Source organism: Leptospira wolbachii serovar Codice str. CDC (assembly GCF_000332515.2).
Lineage (GTDB): Bacteria > Spirochaetota > Leptospiria > Leptospirales > Leptospiraceae > Leptospira_A > Leptospira_A wolbachii.
Genome location: NZ_AOGZ02000016.1, coordinates 1 through 20,891, shown reverse-complemented (window position 1 = coordinate 20,891; position 20,891 = coordinate 1). Strand labels below are relative to the sequence as shown.

The window sequence follows — 20,891 nt, the reverse complement described above, 5'->3', positions numbered from 1 at the left end:
TTCCGATAATGAAGACTATGGAACTCTCGAAAAAATCCCTTTTGATTACCTTTGTGTTATTTGTAGCAGTTGTGTCTATTTCTGCTCAGGACGCAAAACCACAAGTAACCCCCACCGATGTGAGCCAAGAGAATCACGATGCAAAAGAGGGACAAGATAAAGAGTTATTCGAATACTATTATAAAACTCGCCCTGAAAATTTACCACCTAATAAAGCCAAACTAGAATATAACCTAATTAAGACGCTTAAAAAAGAAATAATGAGTCGTGACTATTCTAAGGAGTCTGTGGAAGCCATCAAAAAAATTGACGCAACCAACGTTCAATATGAAAGAGTGTATCGAGAGAGTAAATGGCTTCGTGGTTTTATGACGCAAAACACTCACCTGAATTACTTAGAATTCATGTATGTAGTAAAACATGATAAATATATGTGTTTCGTAAGTTTTGATGTTAATCCTGAGACTTATTTACAACAATCTCGTCAATCTCATTTGGTTTTTGCAGCGAAGGATAAGTTTGAGATAGTAATCCCAAAACCCTAAATATTAAAGTAACACCAACTAATACGAGTAAATAGATAAAACCATATTGAAAGTATCTTTCTAAGTTTTCCAAGAGGGGGAGTGATTCTTCATTCCCTCGAATTCGCGAAATCGCCGTTTGTTTCCCAAAAATTCTGATTTCCCTTTTATATACCTCAATCGTATCGCCTAATCGCAGTTTTTTGTAAATCGAGTAGGGGATCCTTTCTGTAATTTCATAGAGAGAACCGCTACTGAGACCGAAACTGTAATGGCATTGGTAAGCAATTGGAAATTGATTTTTGACACGAGATAGTTCCTGAACAATCGCAAAACTCCTGTTCTTTTCCTCGTTTAAAGTTACGGTTTCTAATTTTAAGTATGCGTTCTCGAAATGAACGAGAGAATAGAATAGGGATATGACAACAAAAGATACGAAGACCGAATTTGCGATCCAAACGGATACTCGTGGAGACATCTAGGACTTAGATGGCTCCTCAAAGGATTTTAATGCTTCTTCGCGGTCTGCATAAAATTGAAAAGCATTAGAAAGGCCGAGTAGATGAAACACTTGCAAGATGGAACTGGTGACTCCAACGAGTGCCATTTCTTTATTTCTTTTTTGTAAGTTCATTTTCACATCTAAAATCATTCGAATCCCAAGACTTGAGATGTATCGGAGTTCTGAAAAATCCAAAATGAGATGTTTTCTGTCGGTTCCGATCATTTCGTCTAAGATCGTTTGTGTGATACGGTCAAGTGGCCCTGATTCCATACGACCTTTGATTTGGACGATGACAGTTCCATTGATGCGTTTCTGTTCTATTTCGTATGGTAAGTCTTGCATGGATTCCCCTCTCTTTAGCGGAACAATTACAAATAATTTCTCCGGCGATAATCGAATCGTCGCCTTTGCGTAAGGTGGGAACGGGTAGTGTCTCTCCGTAAGAGAATCAACCGCGAGTCCACCATTCATTTCGGAAATAACTTCCACTTGATCTAAGGCCCTAAAATCTGCCAAGGAAAACTCTGTTTCTCGAGACTTCACTCGGATTTCTCGGGAATAAACATGAAAAAAGGGTTCGTGCTTTGAAAATGGTGTGAATTTCTTTGGAAAACAAGAACTAATCCAACCTGTGGATCCTGCACCTGTATACACAAGTAGTCCGGAACATTTTTGTTCTTCTTTTTTGCCCTGGTAGGAAATCCAAAATCTTGAAGTGAGATCCGGGCTGTTATTCCGTATAGAAAGTTCGCAAATGGCAGGTACAGTTTTGAGTTTTGTTCCGTTAGGATACTGAATTTCGGTATCAAGCAAGGACCACGACTCCAATCGAGTGTGTACAAAGTTGTTTTTTACAGCATCTTTTAATTCATCCGCAGTAAAACCAAGAAGGGCTCCCACTGATGAATCAGGATCGGAATTACATCCTATTAAATGGGTATTTCCAGCTAAATGAGCCACATAAGTGAAATGGTTATCACCGCCATGAGCTACAATCAAATCGTATTTGGTCCCACCTTCGGGATCGAAATTTTCCCGAAAAACAAAGTCGGCCTTTGGAAACACTTGAGATTTCAGAAATTCGCGAGACTCCAGTTGCCGTTCATGGGATTCAAAAGTCCTTTCAAAGACTTCTGGATTTTGGCGTGCGACTTCCTTATAGGCCTGAACGGAGCCATAAGTTTCCAAATCCAATTCGTATTTGGTACGTTTAAATACCACAACGATCTTTTTATACTTGGTTGAAGTCATGAGTTTTGGAAGAAATTCCTATTTTCATTAGGGAAATAAAGGTTTTTTTACAAAAACTTTGTTTTTCTTAGGAAATTTGCAGAAAAATTGTATCCAAAATCAATTTAGTCTTGTACCAAATCATGTAGTTTTATAAATAATGTGTAACCGTTAAATGGTTTAGAGGAAAATCAAAGTATGGCAACAACTCCTACCCCAATGAAGAAGTCCGAAATGCTCAGCGAATTGGCTGAAATAACTGGTATGACCAAAAAGAGCGTGGCTGCGTTCTTAGACTCCTTTGTTGATCTCGCTTATAAAGAAACCAAGAAAAACGGTGCATTTATCATTCCAGGTTTAGGAAAACTTGTTAAACGCAATCGTCCAAAACGTAAAGGAAGAAACCCTGCAACTGGTGAAGCAATTGTAATTCCTGCTAAAGTTGTTGTTAAATTCACACTTTCTAAAACTTGCAAAGATGCAGTTGTGCCTCCTAAAAAATAATTTAGTTTGTGAACCCAGGAGGATGTCCCCCTGGGCATTTTATGGATAAAAAACCTTATCCTTTTTTACCTTTTGAAGATTCTCTCGTAGGAGAGAAAATTCTCCTCGTTTGGCAAGAAAGCCATCATTCTGAAAAAAATCTAAAAGACCATTTATTAAAGGCACTGGATCTCACAGAAGAGCAGATTGTTTTTACTCCCAACGCCATTAAACAAAAGTTAATGGTATCCTATCCCACTGAAATTCGAAGTTTCATTGATAAAAAAGAGTTATCTAAGATCACCAATCTGTTGTTACAGATCGCTAAAGGGAAATCAGAGTTATTTCCCACACCCGCACTTGACATTACATTTGAACTCATCGAATGGATTTTAACAGGGTTTGATATAGATGATGTACTAGTGGAAACCTTATCCGCATTATTCGGAACCTCTTTAACTAATGAATTTGTAGACCATGTCAGAGCTGAATACATCAAAGAACTGCGTGGGTGAAGAAATTTCGACTCAAAGTTTTATTTTAATTGTCAAACATTGAACTTAGTTCAAATTCTGGAACAAATAAGGACTTTTGGGTACAAATATGCAAACTCGTACGATTTATAAATGGGGATCTCCCGACGTAGAAGAAAAATTACCGGAACATACATTAAAATTTCTGGAAAAGCAGTTCCCCGTAGATAAAGAGTTCAAAACTTCACTTCCCAAAGGAGAACTTCCTCTAAAGTCTTTAAAAAAATCAAAAATTTCCACTGCCACTCTTACAAAGTTAAAACAAATTGTTGGTAAAGACTATGTTTCGTTAGATGACACGTCACGAGCAAGACATTCCATAGGTAAGTTCTACACAGAAATCTATAAAGCAAGATTTGGTGAAGTTAATGATGTGGTGGATGTGGTTGTGTCACCAAAAAATGAACAAGAAGTGATAGAAATTATCGCAGTAGCGAATGCTGGTAAAATTCCTGTGATTCCTTATGGTGCTGGTTCCACAGTCACCAAAGCTTTACAAGCTCCCAAAGGTGGAATCTCTTTAGATTTATCTCGTCTCAATCGTATCATCGAATTCAATGCCATTGATTCTACTGTGACGGTAGAGGCTGGAGTTTATGGACCTGTTTTGGAAAAACATTTAAATGAACGTGGGTATACTAGCGGTCACTTCCCACAATCATTTGAATTCTCTACTGTTGGTGGTTGGATTGCCGCAAAAGGTGCTGGTCAAGCCTCCACAGGTTATGGGAAGATCGAAGATATTCTCCTTAGCCTAACGGCAATTACTCCCTCAGGAAAGTTTGAATCCAAAGCTTATCCTGCAGCATCCATTGGTCCCGATTTATTTCGATTGTTTCTTGGAACCGAAGGGAGTTTTGGCGTTATCACAAAGGCAACATTAAAGATTCGCAAATACCATCCAGAAAATTCAGCCAAAGGTTCTTTTATATTTAAAAACTTTGAAAAGGCTGTGGAAACAATGAGAGATGTGATGCAAGCAGGTTTTGGAAAACCTCATTTCTTTCGGATACAAGACCCGGAAGAAACAGACATTTCCTTCCAGATGAGTGGCCTTCATGGTGGAAAAGAAGATTTGTTTTTACGATTCATCGGTTACAAACCAATGGAAAGATCTCTCATGCATATCATTGTGGATGGGGATCCGGCTTACGCAAAAGAAGTTTTAAAAAAGATTAAAAAAATTGCGAAACGGAATGGTGGCTTTTCGACTGGGGAATCGCCAGTAAATAAATGGTTACACCAAAGGTATTCCAGTGCTTATCTTAGAGATTACCTGATGGATGAAGGAATCAGGATTGATACATTGGAAACGGCCGTTAGCTGGTCTAACCTGCATGGACTTTGGGAAAAAACTCGTGCTTATATCAAAAGTCATGAAAACACATCCTGTATGGTTCATATCTCTCACGCTTATGAGAACGGAGCCAATTTGTATTTTATTTTCCTAAGCCCTATGGGTAAAAAAAATGAAGTCACTGATTTTGTAAAATTTCACAAAGGAATCATTGATAGCATCCATAAACATGGAGGTTCACTTTCGCATCATCATGGGATCGGTCGGATGTTATCTCCATGGATGGAACAGGAAGTAGGAAAAGAAGGACTCAGGATTTTATCATCTCTCAAAAAGACTTTCGATCCGAAAGGAATCATGAATCCAGGCGGATTGTTAGGACTTAAATAATGGGTGTTTCTGAAAGGAAAAAAAGAGAATTTGCGCAAAGAGAAACAGATATTCTCCATTGTGCCATTGAACTTTTTAGAATCAAACATCCTTCCCTTGTGAAGATGGATGATATTGCAAAACAATTGGAGATAGGTCGGGGAACGATCTATCTCCATTTCAAAAGTAAAGATGATTTGATGGCTCGCATTTCCTATGAGGACTATGTGAGGCTTCGTGTCCGTTTGGAAAAAGCCTTTGAAGCACAAACAGCCATCGAAATGTCCCGAAAAGCAATCAGGGCATATATTGATCATTGTTTAGGAGATCGACATATGTATCTTGTTGCAAAACAATGCGGAGTTAATTTAAACATTGATAATGTTTCTGATGACTTGCGGAAACTTTTAACAGATGAAAGAACAAATCGGTTAACACTTTTAGAAAAAATCTATAAACAAGCAAAACAAGAAAACCTAATCAATACTAGAGGAACTTATCCAAACGTTGCCGTTGCCTGGGGTATGATCCGTGGTGCGGTTGAAGTGATATTAGATGGGCATTTTCAAAACGAAATTAAAAGTGAAAAAGCCTATCTAGAAACGATTGAACATGTATTATTCTATGGATTATTTTCTGGTGGTAACAAAGGAGAGACTTGATGAGAAAAATTAAAGTAATTCTAAATCCCGTATCAGGCGGAGGTCTCTCTGCAAAAGTCTGGAAACAAGTAGAACCTGAGTTACAAAAAAAGGGAATTCCTTATGAGTATGAAGCTACCACGAAAGAACGAGCAGCTCGTGATATAACAAGAGACGCCGTCAAACAAGGGTTTCATTGGATTATAGGTATCGGTGGGGATGGTACATTTTCGAATGTCATCAATGGACTTTTTGAAAACGGAAAATTAATTAACAAAAATGTTGTTTTTAGTCCTATCCCTGCGGGTAGGGGGAATGATTTTATAAAAACAGTCAAAGTTCCTAAAAATCCCATCAAAGCATTAGAACAGATTCTTAATGGAACAGAAAAGTTAATCGATTTGATTGCGGTCACTTATACAAAAGCGGATAAAACAAAAGGAAATTATCTTTGTTTGAATTTGGCTGATTTTGGAATGGGTGGGGAAGTGGTTTATAAAGTCAATCGTTCCAAACTTGCCTCCATCATAGGAGGGAAGGGAGTGTTTTTGTTATATACGGTTCTTGGTTTATTCACTTATACAAACAAAAAAATCACTCTCACACTATCCAAATTTGAAAAAATTACAAACAAATGTAGGTTGATTGTTTGTGCTAACGGAGAGTATGCGGGTGGTGGAATGTGGTTTGCCCCAAAAGCAAAACTTGACGATGGTAAAATGGATTTACTTGCCATCCAAGATGTTACAGTAATGGAAACCTTGCGTAAGTTTGGTTATCTATATCGTGGGCAGTTATCAGAGGATTCCAAAGTCATTTCCAAACAAATTACAGAGTTAACAGCAGATTCGGAAGAAGATGTTTTTATCGACGTGGATGGTGAGAACATGGGCCAACTTCCTGCTCACTTTAAAGTTCTTTCCAAAGTATTGCCTATCAAATGTTAACAGAATGAAACAAATTACAAAAAATGAAAGTTCCCGATTAAAGAATCTTAAAAGCGAATATGACATGATCATCATAGGCGGTGGGATCACCGGTGCCAATGTCCTTTGGGATGCAACCCTTCGTGGTTACAATTGCCTACTTGTGGAAAAAAATGATTATGCATCTGGAACTAGCCAAGCAACTTCCAAATTGATTCATGGGGGACTGCGGTATTTAAAAAATTTTGAATTTGCCCTGGTTCGTGAGTCCTTATCGGAAAGAAGGTATCTCGCAAAAATTTCCCCTCATGCGGTTCGTCCTATGGGTTTTATCATCCCGATCCGATCTTGGTTCCAACGTATTCAATTGTTTTTTGGAATGGAATTGTACAACGCACTTTCTTTTGACAGAAATGATGAAATTGATCCAGATGTCCAACTTCCCAGATACAGGTGGAATTCATTTGCTGAAACCATTTATAAAGTTCTTGGGCTCAGCCGAAAATCCTTAAAGGGTAGTTTTCAATACTATGACTATGCCAATCCCAATCCGGAAAAACATACAACTGAATTTATTTTGTCAGCTAAAGAAAAAGGTGCCCATGCTTTTAATTACCTTTCTGTTACTACTTTAAAAAAACAGAATAGCGGTGGTTATACGGTTGGACTTACTGATTCTATTTCTGGCAAAAAGGTGCTAGTTTCATCTAAGGTTGTTGTGAATTCCGCAGGCCCATGGGCTGATGTGATTGAGTCAATGACCGGTGTCACCGCGGAAAAAAAATTAGTTCGCTCTAAAGGAATCCATGCTGTGGTTCGCAATATTTGTGGGAATGAATGTGTAGTTTTGTCCAAAAGAGACGGTTCTCATCTTTTTGTCATACCATGGCGAGGTAAAACCATCGTAGGAACCACAGATACTGCTTATGAAGATGATCCCGATTTTTTTAAGGTTAAACAATCAGAAATCGTAGATTTATTGGATGAAGTGAATCATAGTTTTGGATTTGCAAAATTAACGTTAAAAGATGTGGATTATTATTATGGTGGCCTTCGGCCTTTAGTAGAAGATCCAGGTAGTACAGAAGGTACTTATTCTGCGTCACGGAAATCAGAAATCTTTCATTATGAAAAAGAAGGATTCCCTGGATTCTTTTCTGCGTTAGGTGGAAAGTATACAACGAGCCGTGCCGTTGCAGAAACATTAGTAAATGCGATTGATTTGTTTTTTAAAGGAAGTGAATCAACTTGCGTTACAAAATTCACTCCACTTTTAGGTGGAAGATACCAAAACCTAAAAGAACTTACAACTGAATTACAGTTTAAATTCCCGAAAACTCCAGGATCTAAAATTGATACTTTGGCAAGACGTTATGGAAGTGTGGCTTGGAAGATTTTATCATTAGAAGGAAGTGATTCCTATCGTATTCCCAACGGTGAAATTTATTATGAAGAAGAAGTGGAATACTTGGTCACTCATGAAGATATCCTCCACCTGACGGATTTTTATTTTAGAAGGTCAGGGGTTGGCACTGTTGGTATTCTAGATCCTTCGGAACGAATCCGTTTGGATAAAAAAATTGCCAAGTCACTTGGATGGAATACCGATCGAACCAAAGAAGAAATGGAAGCTGTTGACCAAAGATACAAGTGGTTTGTGGACTAAATGGCAAGAATCTCAATTGATATCCCTGAGAAACAAATTTTTTCAACAGATCTAAGTGTCCGGATCTCGGATATTAACTTTGCGGGCCATTTAGCTCATGATGCGATTTTAACTTTGACACACGAATGCCGAGCTCGTTTTTTCCATTTCCAAGGTTGGACGGAAATCAATGTAGAAGGGAAGGGGATCGTGGTATCTGATGTGGCGATTGTTTATAAATCAGAAGCCTTTTTTCCTGATGACCTCGAGATGCAACTTTATGTGGACAATGTATCCAAAAAGTCTTTAGAAATGGTGTATGTCATCACTCATAAAAATGGTGGAAAAGAAATAGCAAGAGCCAAAACTGCAATCGTATTCTTTGATTATGCGGAAAGAAAACCATGCCCTATCCCAGATGTTTTTTTAAAAGTTCTTATTTGATTTTTGTTTGGATGGAGGATATAATTTTACGTTCCTCTTCTTCATACTTTAATTTATGAATTCCGCCAAGTGGGTTTCGTTTGACTGCCTGGTTCCACTTGGATGATTCGAGTTCTTCCCAAATCGAAATTCCCCACCTGCCATATTCATTGCGAATCCACTGTGTGAGTTGGGTGAGTGTTTCTTCGTTTTTGTCCTTCCTTTTTTCATAATGAAGGATGTATTGTAATAGTTCTTCGATTCCTTTTCGTTTTGTTACTGATGTTTTGAAAATGGGTGGAAGGGTGTGGTTTGGAAGGATGTCTTTGATAAATTCCAAAGTGGACTGTAACATATAGTAACTAGAATTGGCTAGAGACTCTTCATCACATTTATTGATGATAAAGGCTTCGGGAACTTCCATAATTCCAGACTTCATAAATTGTACTTGGTCGCCACCGAGAGGTTGCATCACAAGAAAAGATAAATCAGAGATGAGTGATACCGAAATTTCATTTTGTCCGATCCCTACAGTCTCAACGAATACGTAATCAAATACTCTTCTTAAGAATCGGATGACATGATAAGTGTAGGGATTGAGGCCTCCCAGTTCCAGTTGGGAAGGTTGGGAACGGAAATAGAGTCGAATGTCCCTTCTAGGAAGTGTGACACGAGTTCTATCTCCGAGTATAGATCCACCACTTACATTGGAAGAAGGATCGATGGCTACAATGGCCATTTTTTTATCGGGAGCAAATTCTAAAAACAAACGGCATAACTCACCGAGTAACGAAGATTTGCCGGCACCAGGAGTTCCTGTAATCCCAATGGTGAGCCCTTCTTTAAAATCTGGTTTTTGAAGAGATAGTTCATGAAATAAAGACTCTCTAAATTCTAAATTTTTCTCGGTTTCAATTTTAGAAATGATCTTTGCAATAGGATATTTTTCCCCGAGCAGTGCGTCAGAAACCAGTTGGGATAATGATTCTTTAGTATCAATCAAGGGATGTTGCCATTATTAAGAAATAAATTAGAGTCGTGGTAACTTCCATTACAAACCGTTTACTTGGTTTTGTAATGGAAGTTAAATCGGATTTTCGGTTTAAACGAGAACCGGTTCTACAGTGATGATGTCGATGATTTTGTTCATAATCGACATTAAGTCATAATCTTTTGGTGTAAAGATTTCACGAATTCCCATAGCCCTTAGGTCTTCAAAGTCGGATTCAGGAATGATTCCCCCGATCACAACAGGGATTTTAGCCTTGTAGTGTGCTAGTTCATCAAACAACTGTTTCACGATTTCTTTGTGAGAACCAGAAAGGATGGAAAGTCCAATCACATTGGCATTTTCTTCCACTGCGGACTGAACAATCTCTTCTGGGGAGAGGCGAATTCCTGAATAAATCACATCAAAACCACTGTGTTTTGCAGAAACGGCGATCATTTCCGCCCCATTGGAGTGGCCATCAAGTCCTGGTTTTCCCACAACAATCTTTGGTCTATGTCCATTTGCTTTTGTAAAGGCTTCCACTTTTCCACGAACGGTAGAAACCTTATCATCAGATAAAAAGAGTTTTTGGCCATCTACACCAGTGGGTGGATTGTATTCGCCATAAACATCGCGAAGAGCATCGGCCCATTCCCCTGTTGTCACTAGAGCTTTAGCACAAGCAATGGAGAAAGGCATTAGGTTTTTTCCATCTTTTGCTGCTTGTTTTAGTTCTTCCAAAGATTTTTTGGCTGCCTCTGCGTTACGGCGAGTTTTTGCCTCTGCCAAAACGTTTAATGTTTGTTCTGCGGATTTTGGATCTACTTTAAAGATACCACCATCGGAATCTGTCATGAGTGGTGACTTAATTCCGTCGGTCCATTTGTTTTTACCAACAATCACAAGTTCGTTGGAATTGATTTTGGAAAGTCTCTCAGTTTGTGATTTCACAAGTTGAGATTTCATATAACCATTCTCAATCGCAACAAGAGCTCCACCCATATCGATGATTTTTTGAATTTCAAGTTTAGCTTCTTCTTTAAGAGCTTTTACTTTTGACTCAATGACTTTGGATCCTTCGAAGATGTCTGGATATTCGAGTAGGTCTGTTTCATAAGCAAGGACTTGTTGCAATCGGAGTGACCATTGTTGGTCCCAAGGTCTTGGAAGGGAAAGTGCTTCGTTCCAAGCGGGGAGTTGGAGTGCACGGCATCTTGCATTTCTTGATAGTGTCACACCGAGAGACTCGATAAGAATCCTCCAAGCGTTGTTCTCTGGTTGTTCTTCTGTGAGGCCCAGTGAGTTTACTTGTACTCCATAGCGGAACACTCGGTATTTCGCTGTTTTTACTGCGTAACGTTCTGTAGTGATCTCTTCCCACATTTCTGTGAAGGCGCGCATTTTGCACATTTCTTCTACAAAACGAATCCCTGCGTTGACAAAGAAGGAAATCCGACCCACACACTGTTCAAATTCTTCTGCCGTAAAACAATTTCTTTCTTTGATGGCATCTAACACAGCAATGGCTGTTGCTAAAGCAAAAGAAAGTTCTTGTACGGGAGTGGCACCTGCTTCCTGTAAGTGGTAAGAACAAATGTTAGAGGGGTTCCATTTTGGAATTTTGTGTAAACTATACTCATACATATCCACGATGATTTTCATGGATTCTTTCGGAGGATAGATATAGGTTCCGCGTGCTAGGTATTCTTTGATAAGATCGTTCTGAGTGGTTCCATTGAGTTTTTCTAGAGGGACACCGCGTTCTTCTGCGAGGGCCACATATAGGGAAAGTAACCACATGGAGGTTCCATTGATGGTCATGGAGGTGTTCATCTCTTCAATCGGGATCTGGTCGAATAAAATACGAAAGTCTTCTAGAGAGTTGATGGGAACTCCCACCTTTCCGATTTCTGGGCGTGATACCTCGTGGTCGGAACTATAACCACACTGTGTTGGGAGATCAAATGCAATGGAAAGCCCTGTTTGGCCTTTAGAGAGGTTCTTTCTGTACAACTCATTGGAGGCTTTTGCATTGGTATGCCCTGCATAAGTCCTAAAAATCCATGGTTTGTCAGGTTTTCCCTGTCCATTCTCGTCCACGAGAAGGTATTCTTTTTTTTCGGCGGACATTCTTTGCCTCGTTTTATAAATTCTATGTATAATTGAAAATCTTCTGGAATATTTTCACCTAAAAATTTATACAGGATTAGGCAATTTGAGCCTTTTCCAAGATGCGCGACCCAAAACCTTTTTCACCACTTCCTTTCATTTTTAGCATCTTACTCTTAAGTTTGGGCTTTGCTCTGTTCTCTTATTTTAGACCTTTTCCCACTACCGAAACCGAATGGGAGTTTTTGGCCAATACCAAGGCTGCAACCGAAGAAGGGGGGCTCGTTTCTGCCAGAGAACCACTCGCTATTTGGTTTGTAGTCGCATGGAAGAAACTTTTTGGAACAAATTACATTCCTTCCTTTCTCGTGTTAGCCGGAGTTTTTTACAGTCTTTTCCTGCATCTTTTTATGTTGTTACTAAAGCAAGAAGAATGGAAACGAAACCATTACCTCTTGGTTTATCTTGCAGCATTCTTACCATTTTCGTATGGGTTTCCCACATCCTATTTTACAGAAACACTTTGCCTTGTGTTTTTACTATTGGTCTTTCTTACTTTTCGATTGGAGAAGATGACAGATCTTTTAATTTTTCCTACTTTCACCGCCCTTGCGTTCTTCTCTAGTTTTATCATGTTTTATCTTGGGTTTACTTTCTTTGTGATCTTTACTGGGATTCGTGGTTCTCGTAAGGCTGCCCAAAAAACATCGGTTTTCTATAAAAAGAAAAACATGCCCTTTCTATTTTTACTTGGGTACCTCGGATTTTTTATCCTCTCTCTATTCTATTTTTCTTATACAGATTTTTTTGGACCAAACTCCATTGGGTTTTTATTTAAAACTTGGTACACTTCAGCACTTCTCATCCTTCTTCCCCTCGTGGTACTTGGAATTGGTCATGTTTTATTAAAAACAGAAAAAGAATTAAATACCATTACGGCATCGATTGTCATAGTTCTTTGCATTGCAGGTTCTATCTATTTTGTTTTCAAAAACTTAAAATCTGCAGATAAAGAACCCTGGGATCTGCAATCTAAAAATCTTACCAAAGCATTTGGACAAGCTCTCATATTAAAATCAGATCCTATTTATTTGCCAAAGGAGTTTTCCTTTGCGTTTTACTTCCAAACGGGAACTAAAACGAAATATATGCGAGAGGAAAAGGTTTCCGATAAATCATTTTTCTATGTGGATGGAATTTGGAACCAAGACATCCAATTGGTGCAGAAATCAGGACTCTTCCGACGTAATTCTAGATCCTTTGCTATCGTGTCTATCAGTGAAGATGATGTCCTCATCCAAAGAGCCACCGCAGAGAAAATTAGGAATGAAAAGAACCTGAATTTTATTGTAAAAAAAGTAGATGAAGCTTGGCTTGGAACTGCCACAAAACATCCGTTTGATGTGTATACGGCAGGTTTACAGAAAAAATTCGGATACTTGACTTTTTATTAAAACCTAAATTTTAAGAACTAAAATCTTTATAGTAGCGTTTGACTTTGTTTACGTATTTTTGCGTTTCCTCGTAAGGAGGAATGCCCTTGTAACGTTTGACAGCACCGGGTCCCGCGTTGTAAGCTGCGATCGCTTTTTCTGGATCTTTGAATTCTTTCATAAGCCCCTTTAAAAACTTCACGCCACCACCAATATTGTCTTCGGGATCAAAGGGATCGGTCACACCTAAGGATTCTGCTGTTTCTGGCATCAATTGCATAAGCCCCATGGCACCTTTCGGAGATACAGCTTGGGGTTTAAAATTCGATTCCGCCTTGACCATGGCCTTGACCAAATTGGGATCCATCCCTTGGGATTTGGCTATAGACTCTATGGTTCCTAAAATGTCTTTGGATTTGTTTCCCAAATCCGAGTGCAAAGAGGTTTTGGATCTGTCTTCTGGGAAGGGGAGGGAGATGGAATCAACGGGTTGTGTCTGAGAAGGCACAACTGGTAAGTTTTGTGTAGGTTTTGCCTGGTTCCATTCCCTTTCCAAAACATCAGGAAAGGAAACGAGAGACTTGGGATTTTCCGAAAGTTTGGATAGGGATTCCATCCGATTTAGCACAGAAGATACAGAAGGAATATCAGTCAGTCTCACAACTTTAAGATCGACAAAGATGAGGAAAACTAAAGGAAAAAAATATGTCTCATTAGCCTACTTCCGGGTTGATCGACTGCAAATCCTTCAGGGATAGGGGTTTTACAAGATACCCTTTTACATTTTTGAATTCCGCAGAACGAGCTTTGTCTGTGGGGTCAATGGACGAGGTAAGGATATAGATAGGGAGCTTTGCATATTTAGGATGTTTACTTATGGCACCTAAAAATTCCCAGCCATCCATAATGGGCATATTCAAATCTAAAAATAATAAATCGGGATCTGCCTTGCCATTTAGCAGGGCGTTTAGAGCATCCTCTCCATTCTGGAATCCATGGATTTCGTCTGCAAAGGAAAATTTCTCCATCAAAGTTTTGATGAGAAATGTTGTGATCATGTCATCTTCAACTAGGTATACCATACTTAATTGTTTCATAAATTACGAATAGAGCCGAGCGTATTTTCTGGAAAAACAAAAAGAAAGCAAGAAATAAACCAACCTTAAAGTGTATGCGGTGAGGTTAGGATTTCGGGTCTCAGGATCTCTTTCAATTTTTTTTCTTCTAACAGACCTAATTCGAGAACTATGGATTCGACAGACCGGTTTTCTAGCAGGGCCTTCTTTGCGACAAGGGTTGCATTTTCGTACCCAATGTATGGATTTAAGGCCGTGGCAAGGCCCGCAGAAGTTTTGACTCGGGATTCCAGTAGTTCCCGGTTTGCCGTAATTCCAATGATACAATTGATTTCTAGTGTTTTGCAACCGGCTGTTAGGTGTTCAATACTTTTAAAAAGACTATGGGCGATGATAGGCTCAAAAGCATTTAACTGGAGTTGTCCGGCTTCTGCTGCCATTGTGATGGTGATATCGTTTCCTATGACTTCATAAGCAATTTGGTTGACTACTTCCGGGATGATGGGGTTGACTTTCCCTGGCATAATAGAGGATCCAGCTGCCTTCGCAGGAAGGTTGATTTCGTTAAACCCGCCTTGGGGGCCACTGGAGAGAAGTCGTAAGTCATTACATATTTTAGAAAGTTTTGTCGCAATCCGTTTGAGTACACCAGATAACTGAACAAAGGCGCCTGTGTCTTGGGTGGCTTCGATTAAATTAGGTGCTGCAATAAGACTAAGTCCAGTGTCGTTCGATAAAATATCTGTGACAATTTGTGAATAGCGAATATCAGTATTGATTCCAGTGCCGATAGCAGTAGCTCCTAAGTTGATCTCTCCAATGAGTGAGGTTGCTTCTTTTAGTCTGTTGATATCCTCACCTAACATAACATCGTAAGTGGAGAATTCTTGCCCCAAGGTCATAGGTACTGCGTCTTGAAGTTGGGTTCTCCCAATTTTTAAAATGTCTTTAAATTCTTCTGATTTTTTTCGAAAAGAAGTTTGCAGTTCCTCCATGGCTAAAAGTAATCCTTTGATGGCAAACACTGCTGCAACTTTGATAGATGTGGGATATACATCGTTTGTACTTTGCGACATATTGACATCATTTAACGGATGCAAGTGAGAATAATCTCCTTTGGGAAACCCGTACATTTCTAGAGCAATGTTTGTGATCACTTCATTGGCATTCATATTCGTGGAAGTTCCTGCCCCACCTTGAATCACATCCACAACAAATTCCGAATGGAACTCTCCTTTTAAGATCCGATCGCAAGCATCCGTGATCATTTTTGTAGTTTCTTTCGAAAGTTGGCCGAGCTGCAAATTGGCTTTGGCAGAAGCCCTTTTGATGTAGGCAAGGGCACGCACTAAATCTGGGTAGGATCCGATGGTTTTTCCTGTAATCGGATAGTTTTCTAAGGCTCTAAGTGTGTGGATCCCCCAATAGGCATTAGCAGGGAGATCTCGTTCTCCCAAAAGGTCGTGTTCTCTGCGAATCGATTTGTTCATAGGTATATAATTTCTCTTGGATAGGACGAAAGATACTCGACCAAATCCAAATGGGAAGAAGATTTATGAAGTCGATGTATAAAATCCCATTATCATTCCTCATCCTATTTTTCCCGGTGTTCCTTACTTCGTTGTCCGGAAAGGAAAAACAACCCGCTAGCGTTTCTTGCAAACAAAAGGAAGAAACAGTGAAAACCATTTTCCAACTACTGCCAGAATCGGAAAGGTCTTGTGTCGATATTGCCAAATTGGTTTTGACAGAAGAGGATGAAGATGGTGAAAAATTGGACAAAGAGTATGCCGAACTTTTCCTGAAAGTTTGTGAGCTCAAACGGAAAAAACTTTCCTTGGAAGAAATTAGAGAGAATCTTGGGATCACAAAACAATGCGTTATTGCGGTAAATGTATCGAAAAAGAATTGATTCTTTAAACAGTCGGTCTATTGTTTTTGCAGGTTTTATGCTAAAATACAATATTGTTCTCTTTTTTTTCCTTGTCCCAACGGTCTTACTTCCCTGTGATCCTTTCCCGGCCAAATCATTAACACCTATCGATCATTCGGCGAAGGATAAAAGTTTTAACGAATTCAAAACCAGATTTCAAAAAATTCTAAAATCGAAGGATCGTAAAGCCTTAGAAGAGGTAATCGACAAAGACATCCATTTTTCTTTTGGTGGGGAAGCAGGAAAAAAAGATTTTTTAAAATCATTCCAACTAACAGAAAAACCGTCTTCCTCCAACTTTTGGGAACTTATGGAAGAGGTTATCAAATTGGGCTTTCGGCAGAATAAAGAAGGCCAGATGGTGGCACCATACTTTTTCGAAACCTTCCCTGGTGATTATGATCCTTTCACGCACTATTTGGTAATAGGAAAGAATGTAAACGTAAGAGAAGAAGCATCCAAAGAATCAAAATCAATCACTCAACTCAGTTACCAAATCGTAAGAGCAGAAGCTGATGATTTAGATGGAAGACGTCTCGAAAAAGAAAGTAATTGTAACTGGAAAAAAATATGTACTCCACAAGGGAAACCAGGATATGTATGTGATCGCTTTTTACGTAGTCCTCTTGACTACAGAGCTTTTTTTGAAAAAAAGAAAAACAATTGGGTTCTCACTATCTTTATTGTAGGCGATTGACCGCTGTTAAATAAACATTCTTATCGGATTTTTCTTGAACCCAAGGTATATAGGATTTAGATTTGGTGAAACCATTATTCAAGGAACCATTTATGTTAAAAAAAATACTTTTTGTTGCTTTAGCGTTTTCGCTAACCAATTGTCTTGTCTTAAATCCAGCAGGTGCAACCATCGATCGTGAAAAAGGTTCTGAAGTAGCTTCTCGAATCACCGATGCTGCCATCCAGACAGACCTGATCAATTCAACTATTTTGGTAGGACGACCTTTTATCTCTATTTACAGTTTAATTGCGGCGGACATTGCTAGTATCGACTCAGCTAAATATTATGTGAAAGCGGATGTTGATCAGTGTGTTTCTGATATCAAAGGTTTTAAAGGCTTTGTACTTGGTTCTGCGATTGCAAACATCCTTTCCTGCCAAGACTTGAAAACAGATGGATACTTAACAGGCGATCCGTTCCCAAGTTTCTAATCTAAATTTTTTATATTCCCTGCTTCTTTTTTTAGAGGTAGGGAACTCTCCCTCAATCTTCCGGGTCTTATTTCCCAAACAAACAAGGAAGGTTTTATGATCTCTCTCAAACAAGTTTTAAAAATCACAACAACAGTCGGTTTAGTATCGGTTATGGCATTTGCATTCGGAAATTGCCGTGGACACAAAGATTTCGAAAAACGAATTGAATGGGTGGCTTCTAAACTCACATCAAAACTAGATTTAGATGATGCGCAAAAAGCCAAATTAGAAACCATCAAAGCGGAACTCATTGCCAAACACAAGGAAATGAAGCCAAAACATGAATCTTGGGCAAAGGAAATGGCTACACAGATTCGAGCTGAGAAAATTGACACCAAGTTATTGGATAAAATGAGTATCGAAAGAGAAACTCGCCACCAAGAGATGCGTAAGTTTTTTCAATCTAAACTCGTAGAATTCCATGCAGTGTTAAAACCAGAACAAAGGGAAAAATTTGCTGATCTAGTGGAACGTTTCGCAAGCCGCCACCAACCACCGGAAGAGTAAACAATGCCAGAGTTTGACTTCGAAACAGTAGTCAAAGAAACCAAATATTTGGTTCTTAAAACGGTCGGTGATACCCTCATCGACCGTTTTGATGATGCTACAGAAGATGTAGTTCAGGAAGTCTACTTCCGTGCTTTTAAATCTTTGGAGAAGGGCGGGTTTGATGGTAGGTCCAAAATTTCTACTTGGATTTACACCATAGCTCGGAACGAATCCCTTCGTATGAATGAAAAACGATTGAAGGAAGAAGAGAAAGCAAAACGATACCTAGTAAAAAACAAGGTTCAACTTTCGGGTGCCCATGACGTTACTACATGGGAAAAGGAAGAATGGATCGAATCCATACTTAACAGGATCCCTGAAGTGTATCGTCAAACCTTACGTCTTTATTTGGCTGGCAATACCATGGAAGAAATTGCAAAGGAACTAGAGATTAGGCAAGGAACGGTGAAGTCACGATTGTTTCGAACCAAAGAATGGATCCGCAAACACATACCAGGAGGAAAAAATGAATTCCAAGAATCCTAAAAAATGGGAACAACTTTTGAATGATTCTGATTTCGAATTACGTTTGGTAAGGCAAACCAGGGTTAGAATCAGAACCGAGAGGACGAAGCGTAAAATTTATGTCGCTTTGGCTACCTCTAGTTTGGTCTTTTCCCTATTATTTTTTAATGAGTTTATCATTGAACCTAGCGAACTATCAACTAATGTCCATTACCTGGTAGACGAACTGAGTTCAGAATCAATTGTGAGTTTGAGTATGGATTGACATTTATCAATGATAAATGTCAAAAAAGAGAACATGAGGTTTTTTTAAAAAGAGTATGATTTTGTTTTCCTTTGCGTCATAATAAAGTAAAGGGAAGTGAAAATATGAACGCCTGCATCCTATACCTCAACAAAAAACGAATTGAGATGATCAAATTTGAATCAGACCAAATGAGATCCAAAACTTGGGAGAAACCAATGGAATCGGATGTTTGGGATTTTGAGGACATCACCAAAACCTTACAATCACCAAGCGAGGTTATCCTTGTGGGAGAGTCTGAATTAAACACTCAGTATAGACGATGGTTAGTGAACCATGATAGAAACTTAGCCAAAAAACTCATTGCCGTGATTGGCAATAACAATGACACCAATATCAATCAAGACTTAGTCAGCCACTTCAAAGAAAAATATTTCCGCGGAAGAGGATTTTAGGTCTAGAGATCCTAGAAATAGAATTCTGTTGTAGAGACAACCAAACGGAGGTTTGACTGAAAGAAGGTCTAAGCAACTCCAAAGTTACAACAAGTGGTCACAAGACTCTCCATGATTATGGAAAAACAATCTGTAGAGTAAAAAACTGAGCGAAGTTAAAATCACAAGAGTTCCAAATGCAGGAATCCATTTCGGTTGGATGCGGTGCCTCCACTTTCCCACAAGGAAACTAAGACCAGAGAGAGCCGGTACTGTTCCCAAATAAAAGAAAAACATCACAAGACCACCCGTGAGTAAGTTCCCTGTGGCAAAGGACGCAGCATAAGCTGGATACAAAACCCCACAAGGGAGTAGGGCACTGACAATTCCAATTCCAAACCCAAGTCCATTTTTACTAAACTGAGAACGAATTTTTTCCAAAAACTTGCGAATCCCTTGTGGCAATGATCCAAAACTAGAGGTTGATTTGAGGGAGTAGGTACGAATGGCAAACACTATCAGAAATAAAAAGGTGAATACTCCAGCGACTCCTTTGATTGCAGTTAGATCTCCTAAAGCATTGGCTCCTTTGCCAAGAAAGCCGAGTACCATACCTAAAAAAGTATAAGAGATGACTCTCCCCAAGTGGTAGAGGTAGATAGGAATGGGTTTTCCTTTTTCTGTTTGTAAAAGAGAAACAAAGGGGCCACACATCACCAAACAATGAAAACTACTGACAAATCCATACACAAGTATGGATCCAAAGAAGCTAAGATTTGCTAGTTGGTCCATCTGATTGATTTGGGTTGGCTTTACTTTGTGGGTATTCTTCTTCTTCGAAGAACATTCTATACTTGGGAGATTCTATGTCCTCAAATTGACCTTTACGAAAGGCTGTGATAAAGACATAAAGAAAGAAAGCGGCAATACACATTGCCATGGGGATAGTTAAGTAGAGGGCTTCCATTGGGGGATCCTAAATCTAATGGAAAGAGAATTGAGAAGGACTGTCAAGCTAGAACATGCCATAAACACGGCACAGATCACGGGTAACATAAGTCCAAACATGGCAAGTGGTAACATGATGGAATTGTAACAGAAAGAAATGATGATGTTTTGTAAAATCACCTCTCTTGTTTTTTTGGCAGAAAGTAGGGAATGGACAAGTCCATTTAAATTCCCTGAAGTCAAAACAACATCCGATTTTTCAAGAGAGAGGTCTTCTGCTTCCGTATGAGAAATGGAAACATTGGCTTGGGCTAAAGAGAGACTATCGTTGATTCCGTCTCCCACCATAATGACAATGTTTCCTTTTTCTTGAGCCGTACTGATAAGATTTGATTTGTCTTCAGGAGATAAGTCAGAGGAATACTTTTCGATTCCGAGTGTTTCTGCAATGAACTTCACCGCTGCATAACGATCCCCAGAAAGAATCGAAATGTTGGGAACAAAGTGTTTGAGTAAGGAAATAAAAGACCTGGCACCAGGTCGTATTTCATCTGCGAGTAAAAAACTCCCCCGATAATTTCCATTCACTGCAAGTAAAATTAAGGATCCTTCCCCTTCCGGCATTTTTTCCATCGGGATTTGTTCCGATTCGAGTAAACTTTTGTTTCCAATAAGAACGGAAAGTGATTTTGAATCCACTTCTAATTCTGCTTTCACCCCACGGCCAGGGATGTTTTCCAAATGGAGAAGTTGGATGGATCCTGCTCTTTTGGTAACAGAGCTAAAAGGTTCTAGATACTTCACAAGTGATTTCGCTAAAGGATGGTTCACTTCTTTTTCGATTCGATAAACAAGTGGTAGGTGGTCATCGGACACTGATACTTGGCGTACTAAAAATTTACCTTCGGTCAGAGTACGCGT

General features: G+C 39.1%; 25 protein-coding genes. 16 read left to right on the top strand and 9 right to left on the bottom strand.

Annotated features, from left to right (window positions below; genetic code table 11):
• The first annotated feature begins 8 nt into the window (after window positions 1-8).
• On the top strand, window positions 9-545 hold the full coding sequence (locus LEP1GSC195_RS17520) for a hypothetical protein (protein WP_015683031.1): 537 nt from the start codon (window positions 9-11) through the stop codon (window positions 543-545).
• A gap of 457 nt (window positions 546-1,002) precedes the next feature.
• On the opposite strand, the gene LEP1GSC195_RS17510 is transcribed toward LEP1GSC195_RS17520, so the two are convergent.
• Complete coding sequence (locus LEP1GSC195_RS17510) at window positions 1,003-2,280, bottom strand: STAS domain-containing protein (protein ID WP_015682906.1); 1,278 nt, start codon at window positions 2,278-2,280, stop codon at window positions 1,003-1,005.
• Between the two features lie 177 nt (window positions 2,281-2,457).
• Between LEP1GSC195_RS17510 and LEP1GSC195_RS17505 the strand changes: the two genes are divergently transcribed.
• The 7 genes from LEP1GSC195_RS17505 to LEP1GSC195_RS17475 all read left to right on the top strand — a co-directional run bounded on the left by LEP1GSC195_RS17505 (window position 2,458) and on the right by LEP1GSC195_RS17475 (window position 8,597).
• Window positions 2,458-2,763, top strand: a complete 306-nt coding sequence (locus tag LEP1GSC195_RS17505) for an HU family DNA-binding protein (RefSeq protein WP_002991590.1) — start codon at window positions 2,458-2,460, stop codon at window positions 2,761-2,763.
• A gap of 41 nt (window positions 2,764-2,804) precedes the next feature.
• A complete protein-coding gene (locus LEP1GSC195_RS17500; RefSeq protein WP_015683033.1) occupies window positions 2,805-3,257 on the top strand; it encodes a hypothetical protein in 453 nt (150 codons plus the stop codon).
• Between the two features lie 88 nt (window positions 3,258-3,345).
• Window positions 3,346-4,962: an FAD-binding oxidoreductase gene (locus tag LEP1GSC195_RS17495; RefSeq protein WP_015682873.1), complete on the top strand. Its 1,617-nt coding sequence runs from the start codon at window positions 3,346-3,348 to the stop codon at window positions 4,960-4,962.
• The gene (locus tag LEP1GSC195_RS17490) at window positions 4,962-5,603 is read left to right on the top strand and encodes a TetR/AcrR family transcriptional regulator (protein ID WP_015682965.1); all 642 of its coding nucleotides are present in this window, start codon (window positions 4,962-4,964) and stop codon (window positions 5,601-5,603) included. Before LEP1GSC195_RS17495 ends, LEP1GSC195_RS17490 begins: the two co-directional genes overlap by 1 nt.
• Window positions 5,603-6,529: a diacylglycerol/lipid kinase family protein gene (locus LEP1GSC195_RS17485; protein WP_015683053.1), complete on the top strand. Its 927-nt coding sequence runs from the start codon at window positions 5,603-5,605 to the stop codon at window positions 6,527-6,529. Before LEP1GSC195_RS17490 ends, LEP1GSC195_RS17485 begins: the two co-directional genes overlap by 1 nt.
• Window positions 6,530-6,533: 4 nt before the next feature.
• Window positions 6,534-8,174 carry a glycerol-3-phosphate dehydrogenase/oxidase gene (locus LEP1GSC195_RS17480; protein ID WP_040507226.1) on the top strand — a complete coding sequence of 547 codons (1,641 nt, stop codon included), beginning with the start codon at window positions 6,534-6,536 and terminating at the stop codon, window positions 8,172-8,174.
• Window positions 8,175-8,597: an acyl-CoA thioesterase gene (locus tag LEP1GSC195_RS17475; RefSeq protein WP_015682877.1), complete on the top strand. Its 423-nt coding sequence runs from the start codon at window positions 8,175-8,177 to the stop codon at window positions 8,595-8,597.
• Here LEP1GSC195_RS17475 and LEP1GSC195_RS17470 read toward each other — a convergent pair.
• Together LEP1GSC195_RS17470 and LEP1GSC195_RS17465 are read right to left on the bottom strand one after the other, a co-directional pair.
• Window positions 8,590-9,579: a P-loop NTPase family protein gene (locus LEP1GSC195_RS17470; protein WP_015682814.1), complete on the bottom strand. Its 990-nt coding sequence runs from the start codon at window positions 9,577-9,579 to the stop codon at window positions 8,590-8,592. The genes LEP1GSC195_RS17475 and LEP1GSC195_RS17470 overlap by 8 nt on opposite strands.
• Window positions 9,580-9,678: 99 nt before the next feature.
• Complete coding sequence (locus tag LEP1GSC195_RS17465) at window positions 9,679-11,697, bottom strand: protein meaA (RefSeq protein WP_015683040.1); 2,019 nt, start codon at window positions 11,695-11,697, stop codon at window positions 9,679-9,681.
• Between the two features lie 224 nt (window positions 11,698-11,921).
• Here LEP1GSC195_RS17465 and LEP1GSC195_RS17460 point away from each other — a divergent pair, with 224 nt between their 5' ends.
• Window positions 11,922-13,130 (top strand): hypothetical protein, encoded by a 1,209-nt coding sequence (locus LEP1GSC195_RS17460; protein ID WP_232227847.1) that lies wholly within the window; start codon window positions 11,922-11,924, stop codon window positions 13,128-13,130.
• A gap of 10 nt (window positions 13,131-13,140) precedes the next feature.
• Here the strand turns inward: LEP1GSC195_RS17460 and LEP1GSC195_RS17455 are convergent, their stop codons facing one another.
• The 3 genes from LEP1GSC195_RS17455 to LEP1GSC195_RS17445 all read right to left on the bottom strand — a co-directional run bounded on the left by LEP1GSC195_RS17455 (window position 13,141) and on the right by LEP1GSC195_RS17445 (window position 15,675).
• Window positions 13,141-13,770, bottom strand: a complete 630-nt coding sequence (locus LEP1GSC195_RS17455) for a lytic transglycosylase domain-containing protein (RefSeq protein ID WP_015683019.1) — start codon at window positions 13,768-13,770, stop codon at window positions 13,141-13,143.
• Window positions 13,771-13,822: 52 nt separating this feature from the next.
• A complete protein-coding gene (locus tag LEP1GSC195_RS17450; protein WP_040507225.1) occupies window positions 13,823-14,206 on the bottom strand; it encodes a response regulator in 384 nt (127 codons plus the stop codon).
• A gap of 65 nt (window positions 14,207-14,271) precedes the next feature.
• Window positions 14,272-15,675, bottom strand: coding sequence for an aspartate ammonia-lyase (locus LEP1GSC195_RS17445; protein WP_015682931.1), 1,404 nt, complete (start codon window positions 15,673-15,675; stop codon window positions 14,272-14,274).
• Window positions 15,676-15,740: 65 nt separating this feature from the next.
• Here LEP1GSC195_RS17445 and LEP1GSC195_RS17440 point away from each other — a divergent pair, with 65 nt between their 5' ends.
• The 7 genes from LEP1GSC195_RS17440 to LEP1GSC195_RS17410 all read left to right on the top strand — a co-directional run bounded on the left by LEP1GSC195_RS17440 (window position 15,741) and on the right by LEP1GSC195_RS17410 (window position 19,043).
• Window positions 15,741-16,097 carry a hypothetical protein gene (locus LEP1GSC195_RS17440; RefSeq protein WP_015682870.1) on the top strand — a complete coding sequence of 119 codons (357 nt, stop codon included), beginning with the start codon at window positions 15,741-15,743 and terminating at the stop codon, window positions 16,095-16,097.
• A 37-nt stretch (window positions 16,098-16,134) separates the two neighbouring features.
• Window positions 16,135-16,815 carry an SH3 domain-containing protein gene (locus tag LEP1GSC195_RS17435; protein WP_040507251.1) on the top strand — a complete coding sequence of 227 codons (681 nt, stop codon included), beginning with the start codon at window positions 16,135-16,137 and terminating at the stop codon, window positions 16,813-16,815.
• 92 nt (window positions 16,816-16,907) lie between these two features.
• On the top strand, window positions 16,908-17,288 hold the full coding sequence (locus tag LEP1GSC195_RS17430) for a TIGR04452 family lipoprotein (protein WP_015682985.1): 381 nt from the start codon (window positions 16,908-16,910) through the stop codon (window positions 17,286-17,288).
• Window positions 17,289-17,384: 96 nt separating this feature from the next.
• Window positions 17,385-17,837 carry a Spy/CpxP family protein refolding chaperone gene (locus tag LEP1GSC195_RS17425; protein WP_015682908.1) on the top strand — a complete coding sequence of 151 codons (453 nt, stop codon included), beginning with the start codon at window positions 17,385-17,387 and terminating at the stop codon, window positions 17,835-17,837.
• Between the two features lie 3 nt (window positions 17,838-17,840).
• Window positions 17,841-18,365 (top strand): RNA polymerase sigma factor, encoded by a 525-nt coding sequence (locus tag LEP1GSC195_RS17420; RefSeq protein ID WP_015682865.1) that lies wholly within the window; start codon window positions 17,841-17,843, stop codon window positions 18,363-18,365.
• Entirely contained in the window at window positions 18,346-18,609 is a 264-nt protein-coding gene (locus LEP1GSC195_RS17415) for a hypothetical protein (RefSeq protein ID WP_040507223.1), read from the top strand. The genes LEP1GSC195_RS17420 and LEP1GSC195_RS17415 overlap by 20 nt, the downstream gene beginning before the upstream one ends.
• 146 nt (window positions 18,610-18,755) lie before the next feature.
• On the top strand, window positions 18,756-19,043 hold the full coding sequence (locus tag LEP1GSC195_RS17410; RefSeq protein WP_015682932.1) for a hypothetical protein: 288 nt from the start codon (window positions 18,756-18,758) through the stop codon (window positions 19,041-19,043).
• 84 nt (window positions 19,044-19,127) lie between these two features.
• Here the strand turns inward: LEP1GSC195_RS17410 and LEP1GSC195_RS17405 are convergent, their stop codons facing one another.
• The 3 genes from LEP1GSC195_RS17405 to LEP1GSC195_RS17395 all read right to left on the bottom strand — a co-directional run.
• Window positions 19,128-19,814, bottom strand: a complete 687-nt coding sequence (locus tag LEP1GSC195_RS17405; protein WP_015682826.1) for a sulfite exporter TauE/SafE family protein — start codon at window positions 19,812-19,814, stop codon at window positions 19,128-19,130.
• Window positions 19,792-19,989, bottom strand: a complete 198-nt coding sequence (locus LEP1GSC195_RS17400) for a cbb3-type cytochrome oxidase assembly protein (RefSeq protein WP_015683015.1) — start codon at window positions 19,987-19,989, stop codon at window positions 19,792-19,794. The genes LEP1GSC195_RS17405 and LEP1GSC195_RS17400 overlap by 23 nt, the downstream gene beginning before the upstream one ends.
• A partial coding sequence (locus tag LEP1GSC195_RS17395; protein ID WP_040507222.1) for an HAD-IC family P-type ATPase occupies window positions 19,971-20,891 on the bottom strand: 921 nt, incomplete at its 5' end. The genes LEP1GSC195_RS17400 and LEP1GSC195_RS17395, both read right to left, overlap by 19 nt.